The following is a 24626-nucleotide window of genomic DNA, read 5'->3' as shown; positions in this document are numbered from 1 at the left end:
CACCGCTGGCGGGATTGAGTATCACCGTCGAAGGGACGTTCATTGTTTTCCAAGGTGCTTGTTGCTAACCGTGCGGAGATTGCAGTCCGCGCATTTCGTGCCTCTTTTGAGCTAGGTGCTCGCACGGTCGCGGTGTTCCCCTATGAAGACCGCATGTCGGAGCACCGGGTCAAGGCAGATGAGGCTTATCTCATTGGTGAAGAAGGCCACCCAGTCAAGGCCTACTTGGATATCGATGAACTTGTGAGGGTGGCGAAGCACTCGGGTGCGGACGCGATCTATCCCGGATACGGATTCTTGTCTGAGAACGTCGAACTCGCGCAGCGGTGTGCAGACGAGAACCTCACATTCGTAGGACCTCCGCCTAGCGTCTTAGCGGAGGCCGGTGACAAGGTGGCGGCCCTCAAGGCGGCCAAAGCCGCAGGCGTACCCGTATTGCAGTCGTCAGAACCTTCACAGGACAAAGACGAACTCATTGCAGCCGCTGACGACATCGGATTTCCCATCTTCGTCAAGGCAGTCGCCGGTGGCGGCGGCCGAGGCATGCGCCGTGTCGAGACCCGTGAGGGCCTACCTGAAGCGCTCGCCGCAGCGATGCGTGAAGCGGAGAACGCCTTTGGCGATTCCACCGTGTTCCTCGAACAGGCCGTACTGGGTCCGCGCCACATTGAAGTGCAGATCCTTGCTGACGCCGAAGGCAACGTGGTTCACCTGTACGAGCGCGACTGCTCGGTACAGCGACGCCACCAGAAGGTCATTGAGATCGCCCCTGCGCCTGCGCTCGATCCCGCTATTCGCGAGGCACTGTGCGCCGATGCTGTGAAGTTTGCACGGTCTCTTGGTTATGTGAATGCGGGAACAGTGGAGTTCCTCGTGGCGACTGAGGGAGAGCGTGCCGGCGAGCACGTCTTCATCGAGATGAACCCGCGTATTCAGGTTGAGCACACGGTCACAGAAGAAGTGACCGACATCGACATTGTGAGTGCACAGATGCGGATTGCCGCAGGGGAGACCCTTGAGCAGATCGGCATCCGCCAAGAAGATATCCGCACCAACGGATTCGCGGTTCAGACTCGTATCACTACCGAAGACCCCACCAACGGCTTCCTTCCCGACACTGGACGCATTGTTGCGTATCGTTCCCCAGGTGGAGCGGGAGTGCGTCTCGACGGTGCTACGGGCATGGCGGGCAATACGGTCACCGGACACTTTGACTCGATGCTGGTGAAGCTCACGTGTCGTGGCTCAGACTTCGACGCCGCAGTCCGCCGCGCTTCGCGTGCGTTGGCGGAGTTCCGTATCCGCGGCGTCACCAACAACATTCGCTTTCTCCGTGCGGTTCTCGATGATGCGGATTTCCGTGCCGGGGGAGTAACCACTGCTTTCATTGACAAGCGGCCTGAACTTCTCGAGGTACCCGAGTCCACCGAGCGGTCTACAAAGCTGCTGACCTTTTTGGGGCACACCACGGTCAACCGCCCGAACGGCGAGCCAGCGCAGGAAGCTCTTCACCCGCGCACCAAACTGCCGGCTATCGATCTCAGTGGAGAACCACCTGCCGGCACTCGCCAGCAGTTGCTGCGCCTCGGACCAGAGGGTTTCGCTTCCGCATTGCGCTCAGACAAGCGGTTGCGGTTGACGGACACGACCATGCGTGACGCACACCAGTCACTTCTGGCCACCCGCGTTCGTACCTTCGACCTTCTCGGTGCCGCTCGCCATACCGCGCACATGACTCCCGACTTGTTCTCTCTTGAGTGCTGGGGCGGTGCGACCTACGACGTGTCAATGCGTTTCCTCTCAGAGGACCCTTGGCAGCGGCTCGCAGACCTGCGCGCGGCAGTACCGAATGTCGCATTGCAGATGCTGCTGCGCGGCCGCAACACGGTGGGATATACGCCCTATCCCGATGAGGTCGCTCACGCATTCGTCGAGGAGGCAACCGAGACGGGAATCGACATCTTCCGGATCTTTGACGCGCTCAACGATGTAGAGCAGATGCGTCCCGCTATCCAGGCGGTCAAGGACACGGGGCAGTCTGTTGCTGAAGCGACTCTGTGCTACACGGGCAACATGATCTCGCCTCAGGAAGACTTCTACACCCTGGACTACTACCTCAAGCTAGCGGATCAGCTCGTCGAGGCGGGGGCTCACATGCTCGCGATCAAGGACATGGCAGGCCTGCTGCGTCCCGCGGCGGGGTTCATGCTGGTGGACGCATTGCGCAAGCGCTTTGATGTGCCAGTGCACCTCCATACCCATGACACCAGCGGCGGGCAGATCGCAACGTTGCTTGCGGCCGCAGAGGCAGGGGTGGACGCTGTCGATGTGGCGACCGCGTCGATGGCAGGAACCACGTCTCAGCCGCCGATGTCGGCGCTGATCGCAGCGACGGACTACACCGCCCGTGCTACCTCGATTCCGTTGGCCGCAGCGCAAGATCTCGAGCCATACTGGGAGTCGGTGCGCAAGTTGTACGCGCCGTTCGAGTCCGGTCTTCCCGGCCCCACAGGCCGCGTCTACCGTCACGAGATTCCGGGTGGTCAGCTCTCAAACCTCCGCCAGCAGGCGATTTCGCTTGGGCTTGCAGACAAGTTCGAGCAAATCGAAGACATGTACGCTGCGGCAGACCGAATCCTCGGTCGTTTGGTGAAAGTCACCCCGTCGTCCAAGGTCGTTGGCGATCTCGCCCTGAACCTCGTCGCGAATCAAGCCGACCCATCCGACTTCGAGGCTAATCCACAGGATTATGACCTGCCCGACTCCGTCATCGGCTTCCTTCAAGGAGAGCTGGGTTCTCCACCAGCAGGCTGGCCAGAGCCTTTCCGCACCAAGGCCCTTGAGGGGCGAGCCGAATCGAAGCCACGGGCAGAACTCAGCGATGAGGATCGCGAGGCGCTCAGCACTCCCGGCGCAGAGCGCAAGCGCCGTCTGAATCATCTGTTGTTCCCAGCACCTGCGCGTGAGTTCGAGGCGCACGTGGAGCAGTACGGAAACGTCTCGGTTGTCGACACTTTCCACTTCCTCTACGGCCTCACGGTTGGCAGTGGGGAAGAGGTCATGGTTGAACTCGATGAGGGTGTGCAGGTGCTGGTGTCGCTCGAGGCATTGGGTGAACCCGATGACCACGGTGAGCGCACAGCGATGTTCAACTACAACGGCCAGCTCCGTCCAGTGCAGATTCGTGACGAGTCAGCATCGGTCGATGTCGTCGAGCGTGAGAAGGCCGACAAGGCGCAGCCGGGGCACGTGGCATCACCCTTCTCGGGCTCTGTCACTGCATCTGTCGCCGAGGGCGACTCTGTCGAGGCGGGCCAGACCGTCGCAGTGATCGAGGCCATGAAGATGGAGTCGGCAATCACCGCACCGCTGTCAGGTACCGTGACGCGCGTCGTGATCGACGGTGCGGAGCCACTCACCGGCGGCGACCTCATTTTGACGATCGGCGAGTAGCTGCGGGAGTGCCGTTGCACGCCGTGGGGGAGTGGGCCGGGCTCTCATGGTCGACTTCTCGGAGGGGGCGCACCCTCGCGGGTGCAGATTCGTGATTCCCGCCACGGGACGTGCTGACAGCTTCTATGAGGAGCGTGGTTTTTCGGCACCTACCAGGTGTGACAGGTAGGTGCCAGCCTCGCGGGGACTATGGTCCCTGGCAATCGTGCCCTTCTGGGGAGATGCTAGAAGCATCACCACAAGGAGGAACGTCATGAAGGTTCTAGTCGCCACCGGTTCCAAGTACGGTTCCACGCGAGAGATCGGCAACGCCATTGCCGGGGAACTGAGCCAGCTTGGCTTTGACGTCGACTGTATGGACGCCTCCGATGTGCTCGGTATCCACTTTTACGACGCGGTCATCGTCGGGTCCGCTGTCTACGGCGGATTGTGGCGCCGGGATGCCTCAGCACTGGTCAGCGACAATGCTGACGAACTGCGCCGCCGCGACGTGTGGCTCTTCTCAGTCGGCATGTCCGGTGTAAAGGCGCCTCGTCAGGAGACGAATGAGCCGCGTGAACTCACGAGTTTGGTCAAGGCACACGAGCACCACACCTTTGACGGTGCGCTGGACTACGACCGCCTGAATGTGGGGGAGAAGGCCATCATTCGTGCGCTGAACCCACCCAAGGGAGATTTTCGTGACTTTGCCGCAATTCGCGACTGGGCACGTGGCGTGGCGACCGAACTGAGGGCTGTCGCTGCCCTGTAACGCGCATGCACAGTTGAATCACATGCGGCGGCGTCTGTCTACTTGAATCCAGACTACTGAACACTGTTGAACCTTCACGCTCGCATGGGTTCACATGCGTTGCCTATCGACGAGGCCGAGACCAAGGGCTCTTGAATGCTCGCCTTCACAGCTGGCCGTGGGGGTGTGGCCACCTCTACGCCAGTTGATACCTAGTTGACATAATGTGCATTATCGGCGTTATGTGAGTGAAGGTGAGGAGTGAAGGTGATGCGTGTGAGCGCCGTGTCCGCGGTTGCTCCATATCTGCTCGCCTTCGACGACATCCTCGGTGCGGACGAGTCCCACATGTCGCGCGACACTCTCTGACGCAACATGCCCGTCAATGATGAGGGCACGGACCTCGCGGACTCCAAGGTCACTCAACGCCGTCATCATCAACCGGGTGGCTTCTGTGGCAATCCCGCAGCTTTGAAACTCCGGCGCGACGACCCAGGCTACTGTGGCGCGTAGTTTGTTGCTGACGCGCAAGACAGTCGCTTGAACGAAACCGGCTGCGGCATCGGCTGGCTGTACGCGGATAATCCAGTTCAACCACATCTCTGTGCCGTCCGGAGAGGCTCCCACTGTTTGCTTGACATAACGTTCCTGCAAGTGCTCGAGTGATGGCGCCGTGCCACCGGTGAACTCGTACAGCGACGAAGCAGCGAGCACGGAGCCCATCTCTTTCGCATGATCCACACGAACTGGCTGCAGGTGGAGCCGGCTGGACGTCATGGGCGTGGCGCGGAGATGCGCCGTCGCAGCCACTTCCCCAGGCTGAGGATTCAACGCCGTGCGACCTTGACGGTCACCGAGTCTCCGATGTCCTTCCCCAGGGCCTTACGCACTTTGGCATTCAGCGACACCATGTGTCCACCACGCCCGGTCACCATGGCTCCCACATTCTCGAGTTTCACATCATCAATGGTCGCGTCGACCCTGACAGACTTGCCAGTGCCGAAAAGTTCCGCCGAATCCGGGATCTCCACACAAGCCCAGGTTTCCCCCTTCACTTCAACGCCAATCACTGCGTCGAAAACGATGTCGGTCTCTGCCACAGGAATACCCCATCTCTCACAGGCGACGGAAAGCGCAACCTCTAGTTCTCAACGTACCGTGACAGATGTTCACCCGTCAGGGTCTCGGCATCCACGACCAAGTCCGCCGGTGTGCCTTCGAACACCACACGTCCACCGTCGTGACCGGCACCGGGACCCATGTCGATGATCCAATCGGCGTGCGCCATGACAGCCTGGTGATGCTCGATGACGATGACCGTCTTGCCCGAGTCCACCAGCCGGTCGAGCAGCGCGAGAAGATTCTCCACATCGGCAAGGTGGAGGCCCGTGGTCGGCTCATCGAGTACGTAGACGTCACCCTTCTCCGTCATACGTGCCGCCAGCTTGAGCCGCTGGCGTTCGCCGCCCGACAGTGTGGTGAGCGGTTGGCCAAGCTTGAGATATCCAAGCCCCACATCTTTCAGGCGCACCAGGATCTTGTGCGCTGCAGGCGTCTTGGCGTCACCTTGGCCCCAGAACTCCTCGGCTTCTGCGACCGACATTGCCAACACTTCGGCGATGTTCTTTCCGCCAAGAGTGTGCTCAAGCACCGATGCCTGGAATCGCTTGCCCTCGCACTCCTCACAGAGGGTCTCCACGGAATCAAACGGGCCGAGCTCGGTTACCACCACGCCCGCGCCCTTGCATACCGGGCACGCGCCGTCGGAGTTTGAGCTAAACAAAGCAGGCTTCACGCCATTCGCCTTGGCGAACGCCTTGCGGATCGGATCCAACAGGCTCGTGTAGGTAGCAGGGCTCGATCGCCGCGATCCGCGAATCGGGCTCTGGTCAACTGAGATCACGCCGTCGCGTCCACTGACGGACCCGTGAATGAGCGATGACTTGCCAGAGCCGGCGACACCAGTCACGACCGTCAAGACGCCGAGCGGAATGTCGACATCAACGCCCACCAGGTTGTGAGCATCGGCTCCCCGCACTTCGATGGCGCCAGAGCTGGTGCGCACCTTCGCCTTGACCGCAGCACGGTCCTCGAGGTGCCGTCCGGTGGCGGTGTCGGCCTTCGCCAGGTCGCTGGGGGCCCCTTCAAACACCACCTCTCCCCCATCAACCCCTGCTCCTGGCCCCATGTCCACGACGCGGTCGCCTATAGCGATCGTTTCAGGCTTGTGTTCCACCACGAGGACGGTGTTGCCTTTGTCGCGTAGTTGCAAAAGGAGGTTGTTCATCCTCTGAATGTCGTGCGGGTGCAAGCCGATGGTGGGCTCGTCAAACACATACGTCACGTCGGTCAGCGCTGAGCCTAGGTGGCGGATCATTTTGGTTCGCTGCGACTCTCCCCCGGAAAGTGTGCCTGTGGGACGGTCAAGAGACAGGTATCCAAGGCCGATGTCGATGAATGACGCCACCACTGCACGGATTCCGTCCGCCAGGGGGCCGGCTTGTGGCACATTGAGCTCACTGAACCACTCAGCGAGGTCCGTCATTTGCATTGCACACAGGTCCGCGATCGACTTGCCCTCGATCAGCGATGACCGAGCGGTCTCATTGAGACGAGTGCCGTCGCACTCGGGACACGGCTGGAACGTCACCGCGCGCTCCACAAATGCGCGGATGTGTGGCTGCATGGACTCTTTGTCCTTGCTGAGCATGGACTTCTGAATACGAGGGATGAGCCCCTCGTACGTCATGTTCATGTTGGAAAACTTGACCTTGGTGGGCTCCTTGTAAAGGAAATCCTCACGCTCTCGTTTGGTGTAGTCCTTGATCTTCTTGCTGGCATCGAGGAAGCCTGACTCCGAGAAAATTCGGACGTACCAACCGTCCGCGGTGTAGCCGGGAACGGTGATCGCTCCCTCCTCAAGAGATTTCTCCTCGTCGAACACTTGCGCCAAGTCGATGTCAGAGACAGATCCCATGCCCTCGCACCGAGCGCACTGACCACCTTGAATGGAGAACTTGCGGACTTCTTTCTTGACCTCTCCCCTGGTCGTATCCATCTGCACCGCGCCTTGGCCTGAGATGGAGGCGACGTTAAAGGAGTACGCCTGCGGAGACCCGATGTGCGGCACGGCAACGCGGGAGTACAGCATTCTGAGCATGGCATTGGCATCCGTGGCGGTTCCGACCGTGGAGCGTGCATTCGCGCCCATGCGCTCTTGGTCCACCATGATCGCGGTCGTGAGGCCCTCAAGCGAATCCACGTCTGGGCGGTTCAACGACGGCATAAAGCCTTGGACAAACGCAGGATAAGTCTCATCGATGAGGCGCCGCGATTCTGCGGCTATAGTGCCAAATACCAGCGAACTCTTGCCGGATCCTGACACGCCAGTGAATACCGTCAACTGACGCTTGGGGATGTCCACACTGATGTCGCGGAGGTTGTTTTCACGAGCACCCCGCACTCGAATGGCGTCGTGGTTGTCGGCTTGAGACATAGAGGCTCTCCTCGGTCGCAGGATAGAGCCTCGAGTATCTCGCACTGACCCTTGGTTGTGCAGGTCGACACAGCGCATTTCCCACACGTCCCCGCCCAACAGATGGCAGAACCTTGAAGGCGCGGTCTCGCGCGGCACATCCGGTGACGGCCGCGCGACGGGCGGTTCGCCAGGCACACTGCGAACTTCGGCGCGCTAAAGTGCGGTAGGCCTAGCTGTGGGACAACAGTTTCACCAGCGGCGCGTTGATCTCTTGCAGACCGTCGGCGTTGATCCCGTAGTACGCCCACGTTCCCCGCTTCTCCTTCGTCACGGCACCGGCATCAAAAAGCTGGCGCAAGTGGTGCGAGATAGTCGGCTGACTGAGACCGAGCGGCGCCTCAAGGTCGCATGCACATACGGACCCATTCGCCGCGATGATACGCAGGATCTTCAGTCGCGTGGTGTCTGCTACGACTTTGAGTAACGCTGCACTGCGGGCGTCGTCTCCTTCTGGGACTATCAGCACGCTGCCAGGAGGGCAGGCGTTAGTCTCGGCCAGAAGGTTGTCGCACACTGTCATAGCGATAGGATACTTCGAGAATAGACAGATATCAATATTGACAGTGATCTATGTTTGCGCAATGCTGTTTCCATGACCACACACACACCTTCCGTGATCTTCGTCTGCGTCCACAATGCCGGTCGCTCTCAAATGGCCGCAGGCTACATGCGCCACCTGTCTGGAGGCGCTGTGGAAGTCCGCTCAGCCGGCTCCATGCCCAAAGATCAGATCAATCCCGTCGCCGTTGAAGCGATGCTCGAAGAGGGCATCGACATTCGTGAGGAACAGCCCAAGGTGTTGACCCCTGAGGCCGTCCAGGCCTCCGATGCCGTCATTACGATGGGCTGCGGTGACGCATGCCCTATCTATCCAGGCAAGCGCTACGAGGACTGGGAACTCGACGACCCCGCGGGCCAAGGAATCGACTCTGTCCGACCTATTCGTGACGAGATTAAGCGCCGCGTCACCGCATTGTTGGCAGACTTGACCTCATGAGTACCGCAGCAGTCACCACACACCCGGGGAAGCTCTCCGCCCTCGACAAGTGGCTCCCGCTATGGATTGGCCTCGCGATGGTGGCAGGTGTAGCACTTGGACACTTTGTCCCGGCGCTCTCCGACCTGCTGGAGTCGATGGAGGTTGCGGGGATCTCCATTCCGATCGCCATCGGCCTACTCGTGATGATGTACCCGGTCCTGGCCAAGGTCCGCTACGACAAAGTCGCGGCGGTCACGGGAGACAAAAAGCTGCTGACCTCCTCGCTGGTCTTGAACTGGGTCGTAGGCCCGATGGTCATGTTTACCCTCGCGTGGACCTTTCTCCCGGACCTGCCGGAATACCGGACCGGGCTCATCATCGTGGGACTCGCCCGCTGCATCGCTATGGTCGTCATTTGGAACGACCTCGCGTGCGGTGACCGTGAGGCCGCAGCCGTGCTGGTAGCGATCAACTCCGTCTTCCAAGTGGTGGCGTTCTCTGTGCTTGGCTGGTTCTACCTGACTGTTCTACCGGGTTGGCTCGGCCTCGATACGCAGGGTCTAGATGCCTCCATAGGCACAATTGCATTGAACGTGCTGGTGTTCTTGGGCGTGCCACTGGCGCTGGGTTTTGCCTCCCGCGCCATCGGCGAGCGCGTCAAGGGGCGTGAATGGTACGAAGAAAAGTACCTCCCCCGAATCTCGCCGTGGGCACTCTACGGGCTGCTCTTCACCATCGTGTTGCTATTCGTTCTCCAAGGCGAGCAAGTCGTCGCGAATCCTTGGGACGTTGTGCGCATTGCCATTCCACTCTTGTGCTACTTCGCCATCATGTGGGCGCTCGGCATGATCACCGGGCGCGCACTCGGCTTGGGTTACGCACGGACAACGACGCTCGCCTTTACAGCGGCGGGCAACAACTTTGAACTCGCCATCGCAGTTGCCATCGGTACGTTCGGCGCGTCAAGTGGTGAGGCCTTGGCGGGTGTTGTAGGACCGCTGATCGAGGTGCCCGTCCTGGTGGGATTGGTCTATGTAACCTTGTGGCTCAGGCCAAAGATGTTCCCGGTCGAAGCTGCTGCACATCCCGATCCGCATCAGCCTGCAGAAATCACGTCCACCCGGTAGCGTCGTCAATAGTTGGCGAGATACCTCGGCATACGCCGCTGAGAAGTCACCGATCACGGGAACATTTAGCCCATCAGGCTCGTTCCATTCAGTAGCAGGCACCACCCCGCCTGACGACTTCTAGGGAGGCTGACATGGCTGATCGAGCATTGCGCGGTATGCGTCTAGGGACGCAGAGTATGGAAACACCGTCTCACGCGGAACTCGCGGACCGCCGCGACGTCCACTACGACTGCCCCAACGGGCACATTGTCACGTTGCCATTCTCGGTAGAGGCCGATGTGCCGCTGTCCTGGGAATGCCACTGTGGCGCCCTTGCTCTGCTGCGTGACGGCGACCGTCCCGCAGACGAGAACACCAAGACCCAGCGCACCCACTGGGACATGCTGCTCGAACGCCGCACCATTCCAGAGCTCGAGGAACTGCTGGACGAACGTCTACAGTTGCTTCGCGCGGGTCGCCTCGGCTGACTCTGCACCATTTCGACTGAACGCACGGCGCACGCGCGCCGTGCGTTCTTTTATTCCCCACACAGTAGTTTTCACCAGTGCCTCGCGAATGATGTCTCCGCTCATCTTTGAGACCCCTTGTTCGCGTTCAACAAAGGTGATCGGCACCTCTGCGATTGCGCCTCCGGCTTTCGCTACACGCCAAGCCATGTCAATTTGGAAGCAGTAGCCCTGCGATTCGACCTGATCGAGATCCAGAGCGCGCAACACATCGGCTGTATAGGCGCGGAATCCCGCCGTCGCGTCTTTCACCTTCACCCCGAGCATGATGCGCACGTAGCGGTTCGCATTAGTCGAGAGAAAGAGCCGATGCTTGGGCCAGTTCACGACAGACCCACCCGGAACCCAGCGGGAGCCAATAGCAAGATCCCATGATCCAGGGGCAGCGAGCACTGCGGGAAGGTCCTCTGCCCGATGGGAACCGTCAGCGTCCATCTCGACCAGGATCTCGTAGTCACGTTCGAGACCCCAAGCAAACCCAGCCAAATACGCTGCACCTAGCCCCTGCTTGCCGGGGCGATGGAGCACATGAACCCGGGAGTCCTCGGCCGCCCGGGCATCGGCCCACTCCCCTGTGCCGTCCGGCGAGTTGTCGTCTGCGATGAGGATGTCGACCTCGGGCGCTACCTCGCGGACAGCGTCTACCTGGACAGGGAGGGATTCACGCTCGTTGTACGTGGGGATGATGATGAGTGTTCGCTTCACCACTCATACCTTTCTCTGACAGTTCGCGTCATAGCGCCGGCCACCACCAGCAATGGGAGCACCAGGAATCCCCAGTGCCACAGATCCCTGAACTGGACCGCTGGCGTAATCTCCGAGCGTAGCGGCAACGTGGCGTACAGCTGGTCGGGTGTGAATAGTTCTGTGGATTCCAGTACGCGGCCGTTGGGCGCGATCACACCTGAGACTCCCACCGTCGAGATTTGCACTGTCGCACGACCAGTCTCGATGGCGCGCATTTGAGACATTTGCAGCTGCTGAGTGGACTCAGCTGTCAGTCCAAAATTGGCGTTGTTCGTTTGCACAAAGAGCACTTCGGCACCTTCTGCGACAGACTCAGTGACAATGGGGTCGTACGCGACTTCGAAGCAAATGATGGTGCCGAGCACCACGTCGCGGTCTAGTGCCTCGACGGGAAGCGTGACGGTGGCAGGACCTTCACCTGGGATGACCTCCGTCGTGACCAAATCCACGGCATCAGAGAAATGGCTCACAAAATCTCGCATCGGGATGTACTCCGCAAAGGGTGCAGGCACTTGCTTCGAGTATGTATCGAGCACTTCCCCGCCGGGAGCCCATAGCAACGACGTGTTGTAGCGCCCCTCCTCAGGAGAGAAGTCATTGGTCCCCAGCAAGATGGGCACGCCTGCCGCTTGTGCCGCCTCGTCCACCATCGCGGCTGACTCAGCGTCGGTACGGGGGTCGTAGTCGGCAGCATTTTCTGGCCACACCACCACATCCAAAGGACCAGGGTCAGATTCGACGAGAGCCAGGGTCCCATCCCGATGGTTTTCCGTCACCTGCCGCGCCTGTGCAAACGCGTCCAGTCCCGCGTTCGGGACGTTGCCCTGAACCGACCCGGCATTAAGTGTGCCTTCTGTGGCCTGCGCATTCAATGGAATAGCGAGGCCCGACACCACCACGACGCCAGCGGCGATGGGCGCGCTTAGTCCGAGGACAAGCCGGCGGCGGACGATCATCTCGACACCGAGTCCCAACGCTGCACCAGCAAGGACCACCATGAAGCTCGCGAGCGGCACTCCTCCGAGCCATGCAAAGCGGCCCACAGGGATATCGACTTGCGAGAACCCAATCCGGCCCCAGGGAAAACCTCCGAACGGAATGATGGAGCGGAGCTGCTCCATGCCCACCCATAGCAGTGCGAACGCCGCGGGCGACCACCAAGGAACCGATGTGTGTTTCGATGGCGCTCGCCGCACCAGTGCCCACGCAGCGCCGAAGAGACCAATGAAGGCGCCCTCAGCAATGGATAGCGCAATCCACGGAACCAGACCCACCGACGTGTACGCCCAATAGACATGTGGAAGCAAGAAGGCGATCCCGAAAGCCCAAGTCAGCAAGAAGCCTGTCCAGGGTGTCGCATATCGCAGTGCCATCCACAGCGCAGCAACGCCCACATACGCCATGAACCACCACCCGAGATCCGGGAAGGCGGCGTTGACGAGCAAGCCCGCCGCGACAGCGAGAACCAGGTTTCTAAGCGGGGCAGGAAGCACCGTGCCAGCCTACGATGTGCCGGTGCTAGTACGCGACAACCCCGCGGCGCATGGCATCGATCGCAGTGCGTGCGCGCGTGCGCACTTCCTCAGACGGCGCGACCTGTGAAACCTGGTCGAGCACATCAATGACCTGCTTACAGTTGCGCACCATGTCACCAGGCGCGAGTTCAGTGTCCCTCAGCGCCACGTCGAGCGAACGCCCTTGTGCCCATGCATGAATCGCACTCACGATTCCCCAGTGCGGCGCTGGCAGTTCACCCAAATGGTGATGATTCTGCAGGTCATCGACCTGGGACCAGACGCGCACGGTGTCGTTGAGTGCTCGTCCCAGCACGCCTGACGGTCCCCCGGGGACTTTGGGCGAGCGGCTGTCATCCTCACGGCGTCCGTTGTACAAGAGCGTCGAAACTGCTGCGGCCAAAGCAGGTGCGTTGAGGTCCTGCCAGATTCCGCGGCGCAGACACTCTGCAATCACGAGATCGTTTTCTGAATAGAGGCGCTTCATCATCTCGCCAGACTCGGTGACTTGTGCCTCGGTGCCGTCGCCCGCGAGGTAGTCGAGTTCACGCAGCACAGCGCAGCGGCGGTCGAAGACCTTTGCAATGGACCCTGTGGCGCGGGTGATTTCACCAGTGAGACGGTCCTTGTCGCGCAACGCGCGATGATAGCGCTCAGCCCAGCGGGCGTGCTGTTCGCGCTCAGGACATTCGTGGCACGGATGAGAGCGCATCTCCCTGCGGAGTTCGTCGATTCGGTGCGAGTAACCATCATCGGCTGGTACGCCGCCCTTCGCTGCTGCCGCACGACGCCCCGAGGGTGCCTCGAAGCTGTCCCGAGCGGCAAGCATGACCTGCGCAATCTCACGCCGCTGGCGGGGATTGCGGGTGTCGATCTTCTTGGGCACGTTGATAGCACCCACGGGGAGTATTCCCGCCTGTAGGTCAGCCACGGATAGTCGCACCACACGCGCTTGCTGGGTGACAACGGTGGGACGCGGCGCATGCTCATGATGGTCCGGAAGAACGACCACGGCCAATCCCGTGCGCTTTCCTGACGCAACTTTGATGACATCGCCCCGGCGCAAGCCTGAGAGGGTCTCGACGCCGGCTTCACGGCGCTGGCGCTTGTGTTGAGATGACGCTTGCTTCTGTGCCCGGTTCAAACGCTCGCGTATTGCGGCGTACTCCATAAAGTCACCACGATCGCACGACACCGAATCGCGGTATCCCTTGAGCGTCGAATCCATTTCACGCACTCGCCGTGCCTTGCCGACTACAGTCTGGTCCGCTTGGTATTGCGCGAAGGAAAGTTCGAGGAGTTCGCGTGCCGTCTCTACGCCGGAACTCGCGACGAGGTTGATCGCCATGTTGTACGACGGGTTGAAGCTCGACATGAGCGGGTAGGTGCGCTTGGAAGCAAGGTTGCCCAGTTGCGCTGCATCGAAACCAGGATGCTCCACGACCACGGCATGGCCCTCGACGTCAATGCCACGACGACCTGCACGTCCGGTCAACTGGGTGTACTCCCCCGCCGTCAGGTCCTTGTGTCCCTGGCCGTCCCACTTCACCAACTTCTCCAGCACTACCGAACGCGCGGGCATGTTGATGCCAAGCGCGAGTGTCTCGGTGGCATAGACGACCTTGAGAAGGCCAGCGGCGAAAAGTTCCTCGACGACCTCTTTGAAGAGGGGAATCATGCCAGCGTGGTGAGCTGCAATACCGGCCTCAAGGTGGTGTCGCCAATGCAGGTATCCCAGAGCGCTCAAGTCGGATGCGGGAATTGCCGCACAGCGCTCATCGACAATGCGTGCGATCTCGTGTTGCTCCTCCTCGGTCGTGAGAGTCAGCCCGGCGCCCCGTACCTGATCGACGGCGTCCTGACATCCCGCTCGGGAGAACACAAAAACGATCGCCGGCAACAGTCCTTGCCGATCGAGGACGTCAATCACGGCGAAGCGCGGTGGCGCTCGCCGCCCCTGAGGACGCCTCCCGCCGCGGGTCGCACGGCCACCATGGCGTGGTCCGTCGCGGCGCTCGCGGCGTGCAGCGGCGACGAGTTCAGGGTTGATCGCCGGGTTGGGGCCCGGAGCTAAGGGGTCAACGCCCGGAGAGTAGAGATCGAAGAGGCCCTCGCGCACCAACACGTGTGGCCATAGCGGAACGGGCCGATGCTCTGACACGACGACTTTCGTGTCGCCTCGCACCTCGGTGAGCCAGGCGCCGAACTCCTCGGCGTTTGAAACGGTGGCCGAAAGCGCGATGAGTGCCGTGCGGGCACCCAGGTGAATGATGACTTCCTCCCACACGGAGCCTCGGAAACGGTCGGCAAGGTAGTGCACTTCGTCGAGCACGACGGCGCCCAGCGTGTCCAGGGTTCGAGAGCGCGCGTAGATCATGTTGCGAAGCACTTCCGTTGTCATGATGACAATGGGAGCGTCGGAGTTGATCGACGTATCGCCCGTGAGCAGGCCCACGTTGGCCTCGCCATACACCCGGCGCATTTCCTGAAACTTTTGGTTGCTGAGCGCCTTGATGGGGGTTGTATAGAACGCCTTTTCACCGCGTTCGAATGCATGCCTCACTGCGAACTCGCCCACCACCGTCTTGCCGGCGCCTGTGGGTGCCGCCACGAGGACTGAACTACCGTCTGCCACTGCTTCACAAGCCTCACGTTGGAAGCCATCCAGTGGGAAGGAGAGCGACTCTTCGAACGTCTGCAAGTCCGAACGCTGGGAGCGGGCACGTGCTGCGGCGTAGCGCTCGGAAGGTGACGTCATGTTCCCAGGCTAACGGTGCACATCGGGGATGCCCGTCATCGCCGTGACTGCGTTATGGGGCAGGCGACCTCAGGGCGCAAGCAAGGCCAGCGCACCCGGAACGCAGGTGACGCTCAAGGGGAGCATTCCGACGGGCTCGCCGTCGGCCGATGGCGCTGGTGGGGCAAAACCCGTGGCCGATGCTTCGAGCGTCACTTCCGACACGGCACCGATCGTCACACGGGGATCGTCAACGTGGGTTCCTCGAAGCAACCGGGGAAAGATCTTCACGATGCCGCGCCGTGTGAGTGGCGTCGCGCGCACCAGCTCAAGGCGGCCATCGTCGGTCCGCGATGGCGGGCACAAAGGAATCCCACCTCCCAAGAGGCCTGAGTTCGACACCGCGGCCAAGGTGAACGTGCCGGACATGCGCTCTTCGGTGCCGCGCTCATCGCGCACGGTGATGGTCATGCCATAGGGGCGGTAGCCCCACAGTTCGCGCACGACCGCGACAATGTACTTCGCTGTGCCGCGTGGCCGCGTCATATGGCGTGCACGCTCCGCGATAGCGGCGTCGATCCCTGCGGACAGCACCCCTGCGAACCAACGCTCGTGACCATCGGCAGTCGTGATGTGCCCTACGTCGACCTTGCGAGGCGACCCCCACCCATCGAAAATCTCTGCCACCGCGCGCTCCGGGTCCGCAACCGCCAACCCCATGCGCGTGGCGAAGTCATTACCCGAACCTGTGGCAACAATGCCCAGAGGTACACCCGATGGGACACAAGCCTGGAGGCCGAGGTGGACCATGCCGTCCCCGCCTGCAACTACCAGGGCATCAAAGGAATGTTCATGAGATAAAACACCTTCGTGCACGCCGAGGGCTGCGGTGACGCGCGCCACAGTGTCGCCCCAGGAATCGCCCGAGAGGTCCACGACCGTGGCCCCACGAGCACCCAACAATGTCTGGATATGGTCTAGTCCTGCGCCGGCAGCCCCACCATCTGCGCTGGGGTTACCCGCAAAGCCAATACGCCTCATGCCTCAGCGTCATCGAGTGCGGCCGCGGCGCGCTTCTTGTCGCGGCGCTTCTCCCCGAGCCGCGCGACCCCAATCGCGCCGAAGTACAGGGCGACCATCGGTCCCGCCATTGACATCATCGTGACGACATCGGGCGTGGGAGTCAGCATGGCGGCTGCAATAAAGATGATGACGATGGCCCACCGCCAACCCTTGAGCCAGGTCTTGGTGCGTACCAGCCCGGCCCAGGACAAGAACACCATGACCACTGGGAACACAAAGGCGATCCCAAACGCGAGGAAGAGGCGCATGGTGAAGGTCATGAGCATCTGGGCATCGAGGAAGTTCGAGCCGCCCTCCGGAGTAAACCCGGTCAAGATGCTCACAGCCTTGGGGTAAACCCACCATGCCAAGGCGATGCCCGCCGCGAACAGTGGAATGGCTGCGGCAAGGAATCCCGCCGTGTAGCGCTTCTCCTTCTTCACGAGTCCTGGCGCAACGAAGGCCCATAGTTGGTAGAGCCACCACGGAGCAGACAGCACTACGCCAACGAAGAGCGAGACCTTAATCTTCATGTCCAGTGCCGTCGCAAGTCCCGCGAAGTTCACGGTGATGAGGGCATCCTGCTCTTGAGCCGCAGAAATGATGGGCGCCTGCAACGCTTCAAACACCGGCTCATAGACAAACCAACCGATGACTGAGCCCACGGCAATACCGATCGCGGCATAGATCAGCCGGTTGCGGAACTCACGCAAATGTGCGCGCAGGGGCATCCGCGCGTCGGGGTTAGACCGACGTGTGTCGCTACTTTCCACGCTTGTCGTCGTCGTCCGTGGACTCAGCGGAACTCGCCGCCGCCGGAGACGCGGCACTGGTAGCCGAGTCCTTGCCTGACTCATCCGCGGACTTAGCGTCCTTGTCACTGTCTGTGGCCGACTTGTCGTCGTCAGTGAGCGACTTCGTTTCTTCCTTAAGGATCTTCATCGACTTACCAATACTGCGGGCAAGGACTGGAAGCTTGGGCGCACCAAATAGAAGAATCACCACGATGGCGATAATGATGATTTCTCTGGGTCCCATGTGAAAAGCCTCTCCGAAGGTTGCTACAACGTCTCAGTCTAAACCGAATGTGCCTGCACTACTGCCTGGGCCTTCTTTCGCACAGCCTCGGCGAGCGGCGCAGGTTCTACTGACTTGAGGTGCGCACCGACCGCAAGAAGCCGCCCTGCAATCCAGTCTGGGTCAGCAATCGCGAAAGTCACGATCACATCATCCCCCTCAACCGCGACCTGCGCGTGTGGGAGGTCTTCGAGTGCCCAGCGACCTGCACGAGCGAGCCTTACGGTGGCGGTACTCCCCTGTTCGATCGAGAACCCCAGGCGGTCCACAGGAGGGTGCGTCACCATGACATCAATGGGTTCCACATCGGCGATGCGGTCCACGCGCAGCAACCGGTAATCATCGGCTCGCAAGCAATAGCACTCCAAATACCCGGCGCCATCAATCACGACTAGCCGATGCGGCTCGACATTGCGCTGCGTCTTGCGCTCTTGAGCGTCGATATACGTGAGACGCAACGCTTGACGCTGATCTAGTGAGGTGTCGACTGCTGCACGGATGGCCGGGTCAACCTTTGTCGAATCGACAACCTGCACGCTTGTGCCGCCCAATGCCGTCGTCAACTTCTCGAGCGCCGTCGCGGCTGCGTCAGGAGCAGTACCAGTCGCCACCAGCGCAGACAGTGCCCCTGTCAACGCAGCGGCTTCACGTGCGGAGTACATCACCTGGCGAAGACCTTGGCCCTCGGTCAGGCTCGCAATGCCCTCTTCAAAGGCGGAATAGTCGAAGTCGACGAGGTCATTGGGCATGTAGCCTGGCCGGCCTGACACCCACAACACGTTGACGTCATCGCGGACCTGGGCGGCGTCGACACCAAAGTGTGCGCCGAGTTCTGCGAACTCCGTAGGTCCGTGGGTCTCGAGGTACTCGACGATGCCCAGGAGTCGAGTCATACGCCCCACGGCCTTATTCGTCGCCATCGCGCGCCTCCTCTTCCACCAACGCCGCCAGTGCAGCCTGTGCGCTGGCCAGCACGCGGTCGCGCAACAGTGCCGGCTCAATCACGCGCACAGTCCCGCTCATGGCAAGAATGCGGTCGCGTAGGTCATCCTGGTGAGTGAACGGAACGTCGACCAGGTCCCAGTCGCCATCCTCTCCCACAACTGTCCCTTGCCGCCGCAACGCGTGCGCGGCTTCGGGCCGAATCGCCAACCGGGCGACGCCGCCGGCGCCGTCCCGGTCCAAGGCCTCCTGAGCGTTGACATCGGGAATGTCGAAAGCATCGGCTTCGCCCACGAGCGCGACGGCGCTCGTCACGCGGCTGAGGCGGTACGTGCGTGGCGCTTCACGGTCAACATCGAATCCCACGAGGTAGTCCGCGCCGCCGCTGAGCAGGATCCTCCATGGCTGCACACGTCGCTTTCCGTCACCGGACGATGCCGACGTGTACCCAAACGTCACTTCGCGACGCTGCTGAATTGCCTCCACCAGGACCGCGGCAGCATCGCTCAAATGTGTAGACATGGTGGCAAACGGCATCTCTTGCACTTCACTATGGGCGACCTGAGATGAGGCCTTGACCCATGCCTGTGATGCGTCCGCTCCAAGCGCGACGCCCCGCCAGTAATCGGCTGCCAAAGCAACAACGGCAGATTCAGCTGCAGTGAAGTCGAGCGGCGGCAACGAGGCCTGCTCGGGATCGATGCGGTAGCCGATGTCGTCACCGTGCGCTTCCGACGTCACGGTCACGATGGGCACGCCCAAGGTGCGCAGCGCATCCTTGTCGCGCTCAAACATGCGCTCAAATGCCTCTTTGCGACGCTTCTTAGTGGCGTCGTCCCACGAGGTGTCCTCGCGCTCGTAACCCGTGACCCGCGAACGGATCTCGGCGCGCGACATGCGCGTCTTCACGTGCATCAGCGCAATCATGAGGTTGAGGAGCCGCTCCTCGGGGTCGATCTTGGGCATTGTTAGATCCGTACCGCCAACAGTTCAGTCGAGAGGATGGCACGGCCGCCAGCAGCGTAGACCCGGTCCATGATCTGGTTCATCTCTGCACGAGGCACCATCACCCGTACCGCCTGCCAGTCCTTGCCGTGCAATGGTGTGACAGTCGGAGCTTCAAAGCCGGGGCATACGGCCACGGAGGCCTCGAGCTTGTCGGATGGTACGTCGTAGTCGATCAACACGTACTGGCGGGCCATGAGCACACCGCGCAAGCGCCCAGTCAGTACTGCGATGTCATCCTCGGAAGTGCCGTTGCCGCGGATCATGATGGCTTCCGACTTGAGGATGGGATCGCCAAAGATCTCGAGCCCGGCAGCGCGCAACGTGGTGCCGGTCGAGACCACGTCTGCCACGGCATCGGCCACCCCCAGGCGCACCGAAGACTCCACCGCGCCGTCGAGGCGCACCACGTCTGCCTCGACGCCAAAGGACTTCAAGTGGTGCTTGACCAGCCGCGGGTAACTCGTCGCTACGCGCTTGCCCTGCAACTGCTCAACGCTCGTGATCTCGCCCTTGGGAGCTGCATAACGGAACGTGGAGCCCGCGAAACCTAGTTCGAGGTGCTCGGTGGCGGTGGCGCCAGAGTCGAGCAACAGGTCGCGACCCGTAATGCCGGCGTCGACTGTGCCCGCACCGACGTACACGGCAACGTCACGCGGACGCAGAAAGAAAAACTCGACGTCGTTGCGTGGGTCAGCAAGCACCAGTTCACGAGAATCGCGACGCTGCTTGTAGCCGGCCTCCTTCAGCAGTTGGGAGGCGGGCTCGGACAAAGATCCTTTGTTGGGGACGGCGATACGCAGCACGAGTATTCCTTAGAGATTGCGGTAGACGTCGTCGAGGGTAATGCCCTTCGAGACCATCATGACCTGAGCCCAGTACAGCAACTGGGAAAGTTCCTCAGCGGCTTCTTCCTTGGATTGGAACTCAGCAGCCATCCAAGATTCGGCAGCTTCTTCGACGAGCTTCTTACCAATCGCATGGACGCCCTTGTCGAGCATCGCCACGGTGCCGGACCCCTCGGGGCGTTCCGCGGCACGGGCAGTCAGTTCGGCAAAAAGGTCGTCAAAGTTCTTCACAGGGTCAGCCTAGTGGGGACAGACCAGGCATGACCAACCGCAACGCTCAGGCGAGTTCTCGGAGTGTCAAAGCCGTGGCAAGTGCGGCCTCGACAGACTCAGCGCCCTTGTCTTCGACCGAACCTTCAACGCCGGCACGCGCGAGTGCCTGCTCGACGGTGTCGACGGTGAGGACCCCAAAGCCCACGGGGATGACGTGCTCTCGTGCGACCGCGGTCAGACCATCGGTGACCGAGTTGCACACGTACTCAAAGTGCGGCGTCTCGCCCTGAATGACCACGCCGAGGGCGACGATGGCGTCAGCGTTCTGTCGGGCCAAGTGCTCCGCGACGACAGTGAGCTCGAAGGCGCCAGCCACGCGGGTCACCCGGTAATTGGCGCCAGACTTCTTGGCAGCCTCGACTGCGCCGTTGACCAGTCCGTCCATGACCTCTGTGTGCCACTGGCTTGCAACAATCTCCACGGTCAGACCGCGGCCATCGATCTCCAGTGCGGGTGCTCCGTCTCCACTCATGCGTCTTCTCCTGTCAGGTGACCCATGCGCTCGATCTTGGTGCGCAGGTAGGCGGCGTTCTCGGGGTGTTCTCCATACCGGTGCGGGACTCGCTCGGTGATAGTGATGCCAGAGGCCCGCATCGCGGCAACCTTGGCTGGATTATTTGTCATGAGGGCAACCTCGGTCAGGCCTAGATCGGCGAGGATTGCGGCGGCCGCACCGTATTCGCGGCGGTCAATGGGAAGGCCCAAGTCGGTGTTGGCATCCACGGTGTCACGGCCTGCGTCCTGTAACGCGTAGGCCTGAATCTTTGCGACGATACCGATTCCCCGGCCCTCGTGGCCTCGGAGGTAGACCACGGCACCACCTTCAGCAGCGACTCGCGCAATCGAGGCATCCAATTGCGGGCCACAGTCGCAGCGGAGCGAACCGAAGGAGTCTCCGGTCAGGCATTCCGAGTGCACGCGCACCACGGGCGTGTTGCCATCCTGTGTCGGTGCCACCAGAGCGATGTGTTCATCCCCAGTGCGGGCATCTCGATACCCATGAATGGTGAGGTCACCGTGACGGGTAGGTAGGCGCGCCGAACCTTGAGCGACCACCCGGTGGGGCGCAGGCTCAACGGGCGGCGCCATGTCGCCACGGTCGATCCGGTATGCGATCAGTTCTTCGATGGTCATGAACACGAGGCCTTCGCGCTCAGCGAGCGCGGTTGCGTCGCCGGCACGCATCATGGTGCCGTCATCGTTGACCATTTCTGCGATCACACCGACCGGCTCGAGGCCAGCAAGTCGGCACAAGTCGACGGCGGCCTCGGTGTGGCCGGGCCGGTGCAATACTCCCCCGGCCACGGCACGCAACGGGAGCACGTGGCCCGGTCGGATCACGTCATCTGGGTTGCGCTCTGGGCGCGCCAACACCTGCAGCGTGCGGTGGCGGTCTGCAGCCGAAATTCCAGTGGTGACGCCCTCGGCCGCGTCGACTGACACGGTGTACGCGGTGCGGCGTGGATCCTGGCTGTTCGGGACCATGAGGGGAAGGTTGAGCGCATCAGCGGTCGGTCCTGGCATGGGTGCACAGAGATAGCCGCTGGAGTGGCGAATACCCCAAGCCACCCAGTCAACGGTGGTGGTTTGTGCGGACATGATGAAGTCTGCCTCGTTCTCGCGGTGGTGCGAGTCGGCGACGAGTACGGGCTTGCCGTCGCGCAAGTCGGCAAGCGCCAACTCGATGCGTGCGGTGTCGGCGTCGCTCAATGGCTGCACTACGGGCAGTGGTCCTTCGGCACTCATGCACGCTCTCCCAGCATCTTCTCGACGTACTTGCCGATGACATCGACCTCAACGTTGGCACGGTCACCCAAGGACGCCGCGCCAAAGATCGTCTCAGCAAGAGTCGTGGGAATCAGGGATACGGTGACCCGGTTGCCGTCGAGCTCCGCGACGGTCAAGGAACAGCCGTTCAACGCGATCGAACCCTTCGCCACAACGTATCGAAGGAGGCCGTCGGGCAATTCAAACGTGAGGTTGTCCCAGTCGGGCTGCGAGTCTCGGGCCACCAACACTGCGGTGCCATCCACGTGTCCCTGCATCAGGTGTCCACCTAGACGCCCGTCGGCACGCATGGCGCGTTCGATGTTGACGCGATCGCCAGCCTTAAGGTCGCCCAGGGCTGTGGTCTCGAGGGTGATTGCCATGACGTCAGCAAGCCAGGAGTCCCCGGTGTGTTTCGCGACCGTCAGGCATACGCCGTTGACTGCGATGGATTCTCCATGCACCAAGTCGGCACCTAAGCCCTCAGTGTGAAGTGTGAATTGCGCCTGCGCGCCAGCAGTTGTCACGGATTCAACCGTGCCCACCGCCTCGACGATGCCCGTGAACATCAGGTTCCTTCCGTGACAAGACCGGTGACAAGAGTATCTGCACCGAGGGGTGTAGACGTCACCTCTGACAGCCTCAACGCACCAGACATAGTCGTGATTCCCACTCCCGACACTGCTGTAGGTCCGTCGCCCAAGATCGCAGGGGCGATGTAGGCGTGCACTTCATCGACAACGCCTGCCGCAATAAAAGCGCTCAGCACTGTGGGCCCACCCTCAACGATGACGGTGCGGATCTCTCGTGAGTGCAATACGGCCAGAATCTCGTCCGGTTCATGCGACGCGATCGCGATGGCGTTGTCATCGCGCCAGACCTGCGCACCTGTGGTGGAGCGGTTGCCGATCACGACACGCAACGGCTGGTGGGGTGACGTTGACCCAGGCGGACGAGCGGAGAGCTGTGGGTCATCGGTCGCGACGGTTCCTGTGCCTACCGCGATGGCATCAACGGCCGCGCGGACCTCGTGAGCGTGGGCTCGGGCCTGCTCACCGGTAATCCAGAACGCCGTGCCATCTGCCGCTGCCATACGGCCGTCAAGTGTCGACGCCCATTTTGCAATGACATAGGGCCGTCCGTGACTCATCGCGTGATGCCATCGGCGCGTCAGCGTGGAAGCGCCTTCATGGGGTGCGTACATTGCAGGAATACCCGCATCGTTGAGCGTGGCGGCGCCTCCCGCCGATGCCTCACCGGGGTCGGGTACGGCGTATTGCACGCGGCCGATGCCTGCGTCGGCAAGCGCGGTCGCGCACGGTCCCGTACGTCCCGTGTGGTTGCACGGCTCAAGCGTGACGAACGCTGTAGCGCCAGTGATGTCAATGCCGCGACGACGAGCATCATCCAGGGCCGCGACTTCGGCATGCGGAGTCCCCGCGCCACGGTGCCACCCTCGTGCGAGCACTACGCCTTGGTCATCGGTAAGGACACAACCCACCTGCGGGTTCGGCCCGGTCACGGGACCCTGGGCCGCAAGGAGCACAGCGAGGTCCATGGCCTCGTCTGGTGTGAGGTGTGGCGCGTCTGGTGACTGTGGCATCGGCCCTGTCTCTGGTGCCACTATGCCCGGGCTGCCGCGGTCGCCATGTCCCGGAGGACGTCAACCTCTGCGGACGGGTCCGCTGCGCCGTAGACAGCTGAGCCGGCCACAAACACATCGCAGCCCGCTCGGGCAGTTTGTTCAATGGTGTCGCGAGCGATACCGCCGTCGGTCTGAATCCAAAGGTCGTGTCCTTCACGGGTTGCTGCTGCCCGGAGGGCTTCAACCTTGGGCAACTGCTCCGGCATGAACGACTGTCCGCCAAAGCCAGGCTCAACCGTCATGACCAACACCATGTCGAAGTGCTTGATGTCATCCAACACTGCGTCGACAGGCGTTCCTGGCTTGAGCGCCACCGATGCTCGGACACCCAGAGCGTGCAAATCCCTGGCGATGGCCTTGGGATCCTTTGCCGCCTCGTAGTGGAAGGTCACGGAGGCTGCCCCGGCCTCTGCGTATTGGGGAGCCCAGCGGTCAGGGTCCTCGATCATCAGGTGCGCGTCGACCGGCATGGATGCCACCTGCGCAATCCGCTCCAAGACGGGCAGGCCGACGGTCAAGTTCGGCACGAAGTGACCGTCCATGACGTCGAAGTGGAGCCAGTCTGCGGTGCTGACACGAGCAATCTCCGTCTCAAGGTTCGCAAAGTCTGCGGACAAGATGGACGGGGCTATCTGCATTCCCATACAACCAGCGTAGTCGCTTGCCGAAGGCT

The 24626-nt window shown here is 61.6% G+C and carries 24 protein-coding genes; 5 read left to right on the top strand and 19 right to left on the bottom strand.

The genetic code is table 11. From position 1 onward, the window contains the following. Positions 1–42: 42 nt before the first annotated feature. A complete protein-coding gene (locus AOP79_RS09990) occupies positions 43–3453 on the top strand; it encodes a pyruvate carboxylase (protein WP_062073166.1) in 3411 nt (1136 codons plus the stop codon). 253 nt (positions 3454–3706) lie between these two features. Beyond that, positions 3707–4204, top strand: coding sequence for a flavodoxin domain-containing protein (locus AOP79_RS09985; RefSeq protein ID WP_062073164.1), 498 nt, complete (start codon positions 3707–3709; stop codon positions 4202–4204). A gap of 219 nt (positions 4205–4423) precedes the next feature. Here the strand turns inward: AOP79_RS09985 and AOP79_RS09980 are convergent, their stop codons facing one another. The 4 genes from AOP79_RS09980 to AOP79_RS09965 all read right to left on the bottom strand — a co-directional run bounded on the left by AOP79_RS09980 (position 4424) and on the right by AOP79_RS09965 (position 8241). After that, positions 4424–4960: a GNAT family N-acetyltransferase gene (locus AOP79_RS09980; protein ID WP_269078451.1), complete on the bottom strand. Its 537-nt coding sequence runs from the start codon at positions 4958–4960 to the stop codon at positions 4424–4426. A 50-nt stretch (positions 4961–5010) separates the two neighbouring features. Further along, positions 5011–5283, bottom strand: coding sequence for a DUF1905 domain-containing protein (locus AOP79_RS09975; protein WP_082093552.1), 273 nt, complete (start codon positions 5281–5283; stop codon positions 5011–5013). A gap of 41 nt (positions 5284–5324) precedes the next feature. Next, positions 5325–7679: an ATP-binding cassette domain-containing protein gene (locus tag AOP79_RS09970; protein WP_062073156.1), complete on the bottom strand. Its 2355-nt coding sequence runs from the start codon at positions 7677–7679 to the stop codon at positions 5325–5327. 211 nt (positions 7680–7890) lie between these two features. Beyond that, a complete protein-coding gene (locus AOP79_RS09965; protein ID WP_082093551.1) occupies positions 7891–8241 on the bottom strand; it encodes an ArsR/SmtB family transcription factor in 351 nt (116 codons plus the stop codon). 72 nt (positions 8242–8313) lie between these two features. Between AOP79_RS09965 and AOP79_RS09960 the strand changes: the two genes are divergently transcribed. The 3 genes from AOP79_RS09960 to AOP79_RS09950 all read left to right on the top strand — a co-directional run bounded on the left by AOP79_RS09960 (position 8314) and on the right by AOP79_RS09950 (position 10297). Further along, positions 8314–8718 carry an arsenate reductase ArsC gene (locus tag AOP79_RS09960; RefSeq protein ID WP_062073154.1) on the top strand — a complete coding sequence of 135 codons (405 nt, stop codon included), beginning with the start codon at positions 8314–8316 and terminating at the stop codon, positions 8716–8718. Then, the gene (gene arsB, locus AOP79_RS09955; protein ID WP_062073153.1) at positions 8715–9827 is read left to right on the top strand and encodes an ACR3 family arsenite efflux transporter; all 1113 of its coding nucleotides are present in this window, start codon (positions 8715–8717) and stop codon (positions 9825–9827) included. Before AOP79_RS09960 ends, arsB begins: the two co-directional genes overlap by 4 nt. Positions 9828–9961: 134 nt before the next feature. Then, positions 9962–10297, top strand: coding sequence for an RNA polymerase-binding protein RbpA (locus AOP79_RS09950; protein ID WP_062073151.1), 336 nt, complete (start codon positions 9962–9964; stop codon positions 10295–10297). On the opposite strand, the gene AOP79_RS09945 is transcribed toward AOP79_RS09950, so the two are convergent. From AOP79_RS09945 to rpe, 15 genes are all read right to left on the bottom strand, one after another. Further along, positions 10265–11041, bottom strand: coding sequence for a polyprenol monophosphomannose synthase (locus AOP79_RS09945; protein ID WP_439644684.1), 777 nt, complete (start codon positions 11039–11041; stop codon positions 10265–10267). The genes AOP79_RS09950 and AOP79_RS09945 overlap by 33 nt on opposite strands. Continuing rightward, positions 11038–12576, bottom strand: a complete 1539-nt coding sequence (gene lnt, locus AOP79_RS09940) for an apolipoprotein N-acyltransferase (protein ID WP_062073147.1) — start codon at positions 12574–12576, stop codon at positions 11038–11040. The genes AOP79_RS09945 and lnt overlap by 4 nt, the downstream gene beginning before the upstream one ends. Before the next feature lie 25 nt (positions 12577–12601). After that, positions 12602–15355, bottom strand: a complete 2754-nt coding sequence (locus AOP79_RS09935) for a DEAD/DEAH box helicase (protein WP_062073144.1) — start codon at positions 15353–15355, stop codon at positions 12602–12604. A 69-nt stretch (positions 15356–15424) separates the two neighbouring features. Continuing rightward, the gene (locus AOP79_RS09930; protein ID WP_062073142.1) at positions 15425–16375 is read right to left on the bottom strand and encodes a diacylglycerol/lipid kinase family protein; all 951 of its coding nucleotides are present in this window, start codon (positions 16373–16375) and stop codon (positions 15425–15427) included. After that, entirely contained in the window at positions 16372–17127 is a 756-nt protein-coding gene (gene tatC / locus AOP79_RS09925) for a twin-arginine translocase subunit TatC (protein WP_062073140.1), read from the bottom strand. Before tatC ends, AOP79_RS09930 begins: the two co-directional genes overlap by 4 nt. A gap of 31 nt (positions 17128–17158) precedes the next feature. Continuing rightward, on the bottom strand, positions 17159–17434 hold the full coding sequence (gene tatA / locus AOP79_RS09920) for a Sec-independent protein translocase subunit TatA (RefSeq protein WP_062073137.1): 276 nt from the start codon (positions 17432–17434) through the stop codon (positions 17159–17161). Between the two features lie 38 nt (positions 17435–17472). Then, a complete protein-coding gene (locus AOP79_RS09915; RefSeq protein ID WP_062073135.1) occupies positions 17473–18393 on the bottom strand; it encodes a helix-turn-helix transcriptional regulator in 921 nt (306 codons plus the stop codon). Then, positions 18380–19381 (bottom strand): helix-turn-helix transcriptional regulator, encoded by a 1002-nt coding sequence (locus AOP79_RS09910; RefSeq protein ID WP_062073134.1) that lies wholly within the window; start codon positions 19379–19381, stop codon positions 18380–18382. The genes AOP79_RS09915 and AOP79_RS09910 overlap by 14 nt, the downstream gene beginning before the upstream one ends. Before the next feature lie 2 nt (positions 19382–19383). After that, positions 19384–20226: an ATP phosphoribosyltransferase gene (gene hisG / locus AOP79_RS09905; protein WP_062073133.1), complete on the bottom strand. Its 843-nt coding sequence runs from the start codon at positions 20224–20226 to the stop codon at positions 19384–19386. Positions 20227–20235: 9 nt separating this feature from the next. Then, complete coding sequence (locus tag AOP79_RS09900; protein ID WP_062073132.1) at positions 20236–20499, bottom strand: phosphoribosyl-ATP diphosphatase; 264 nt, start codon at positions 20497–20499, stop codon at positions 20236–20238. 46 nt (positions 20500–20545) lie between these two features. Beyond that, positions 20546–21013, bottom strand: coding sequence for a 6,7-dimethyl-8-ribityllumazine synthase (ribH, locus tag AOP79_RS09895; protein WP_062073131.1), 468 nt, complete (start codon positions 21011–21013; stop codon positions 20546–20548). Continuing rightward, complete coding sequence (locus AOP79_RS09890; protein ID WP_062073130.1) at positions 21010–22287, bottom strand: bifunctional 3,4-dihydroxy-2-butanone-4-phosphate synthase/GTP cyclohydrolase II; 1278 nt, start codon at positions 22285–22287, stop codon at positions 21010–21012. Before AOP79_RS09890 ends, ribH begins: the two co-directional genes overlap by 4 nt. Continuing rightward, positions 22284–22877, bottom strand: a complete 594-nt coding sequence (locus tag AOP79_RS09885; protein ID WP_062073128.1) for a riboflavin synthase — start codon at positions 22875–22877, stop codon at positions 22284–22286. The genes AOP79_RS09890 and AOP79_RS09885 overlap by 4 nt, the downstream gene beginning before the upstream one ends. Then, positions 22877–23911 carry a bifunctional diaminohydroxyphosphoribosylaminopyrimidine deaminase/5-amino-6-(5-phosphoribosylamino)uracil reductase RibD gene (ribD, locus tag AOP79_RS09880; RefSeq protein ID WP_062073126.1) on the bottom strand — a complete coding sequence of 345 codons (1035 nt, stop codon included), beginning with the start codon at positions 23909–23911 and terminating at the stop codon, positions 22877–22879. Before ribD ends, AOP79_RS09885 begins: the two co-directional genes overlap by 1 nt. A gap of 20 nt (positions 23912–23931) precedes the next feature. After that, positions 23932–24597 (bottom strand): ribulose-phosphate 3-epimerase, encoded by a 666-nt coding sequence (rpe, locus tag AOP79_RS09875; protein WP_062073124.1) that lies wholly within the window; start codon positions 24595–24597, stop codon positions 23932–23934. Positions 24598–24626 lie beyond the last annotated feature (29 nt).

It is taken from the genome of Demequina sediminicola, assembly GCF_000975055.1.
In the GTDB taxonomy this organism is placed as follows: domain Bacteria; phylum Actinomycetota; class Actinomycetes; order Actinomycetales; family Demequinaceae; genus Demequina; species Demequina sediminicola.
The sequence above is the reverse complement of the archived record's forward strand: the minus strand, read 5'-3'. Positions and strand labels throughout refer to the sequence as shown.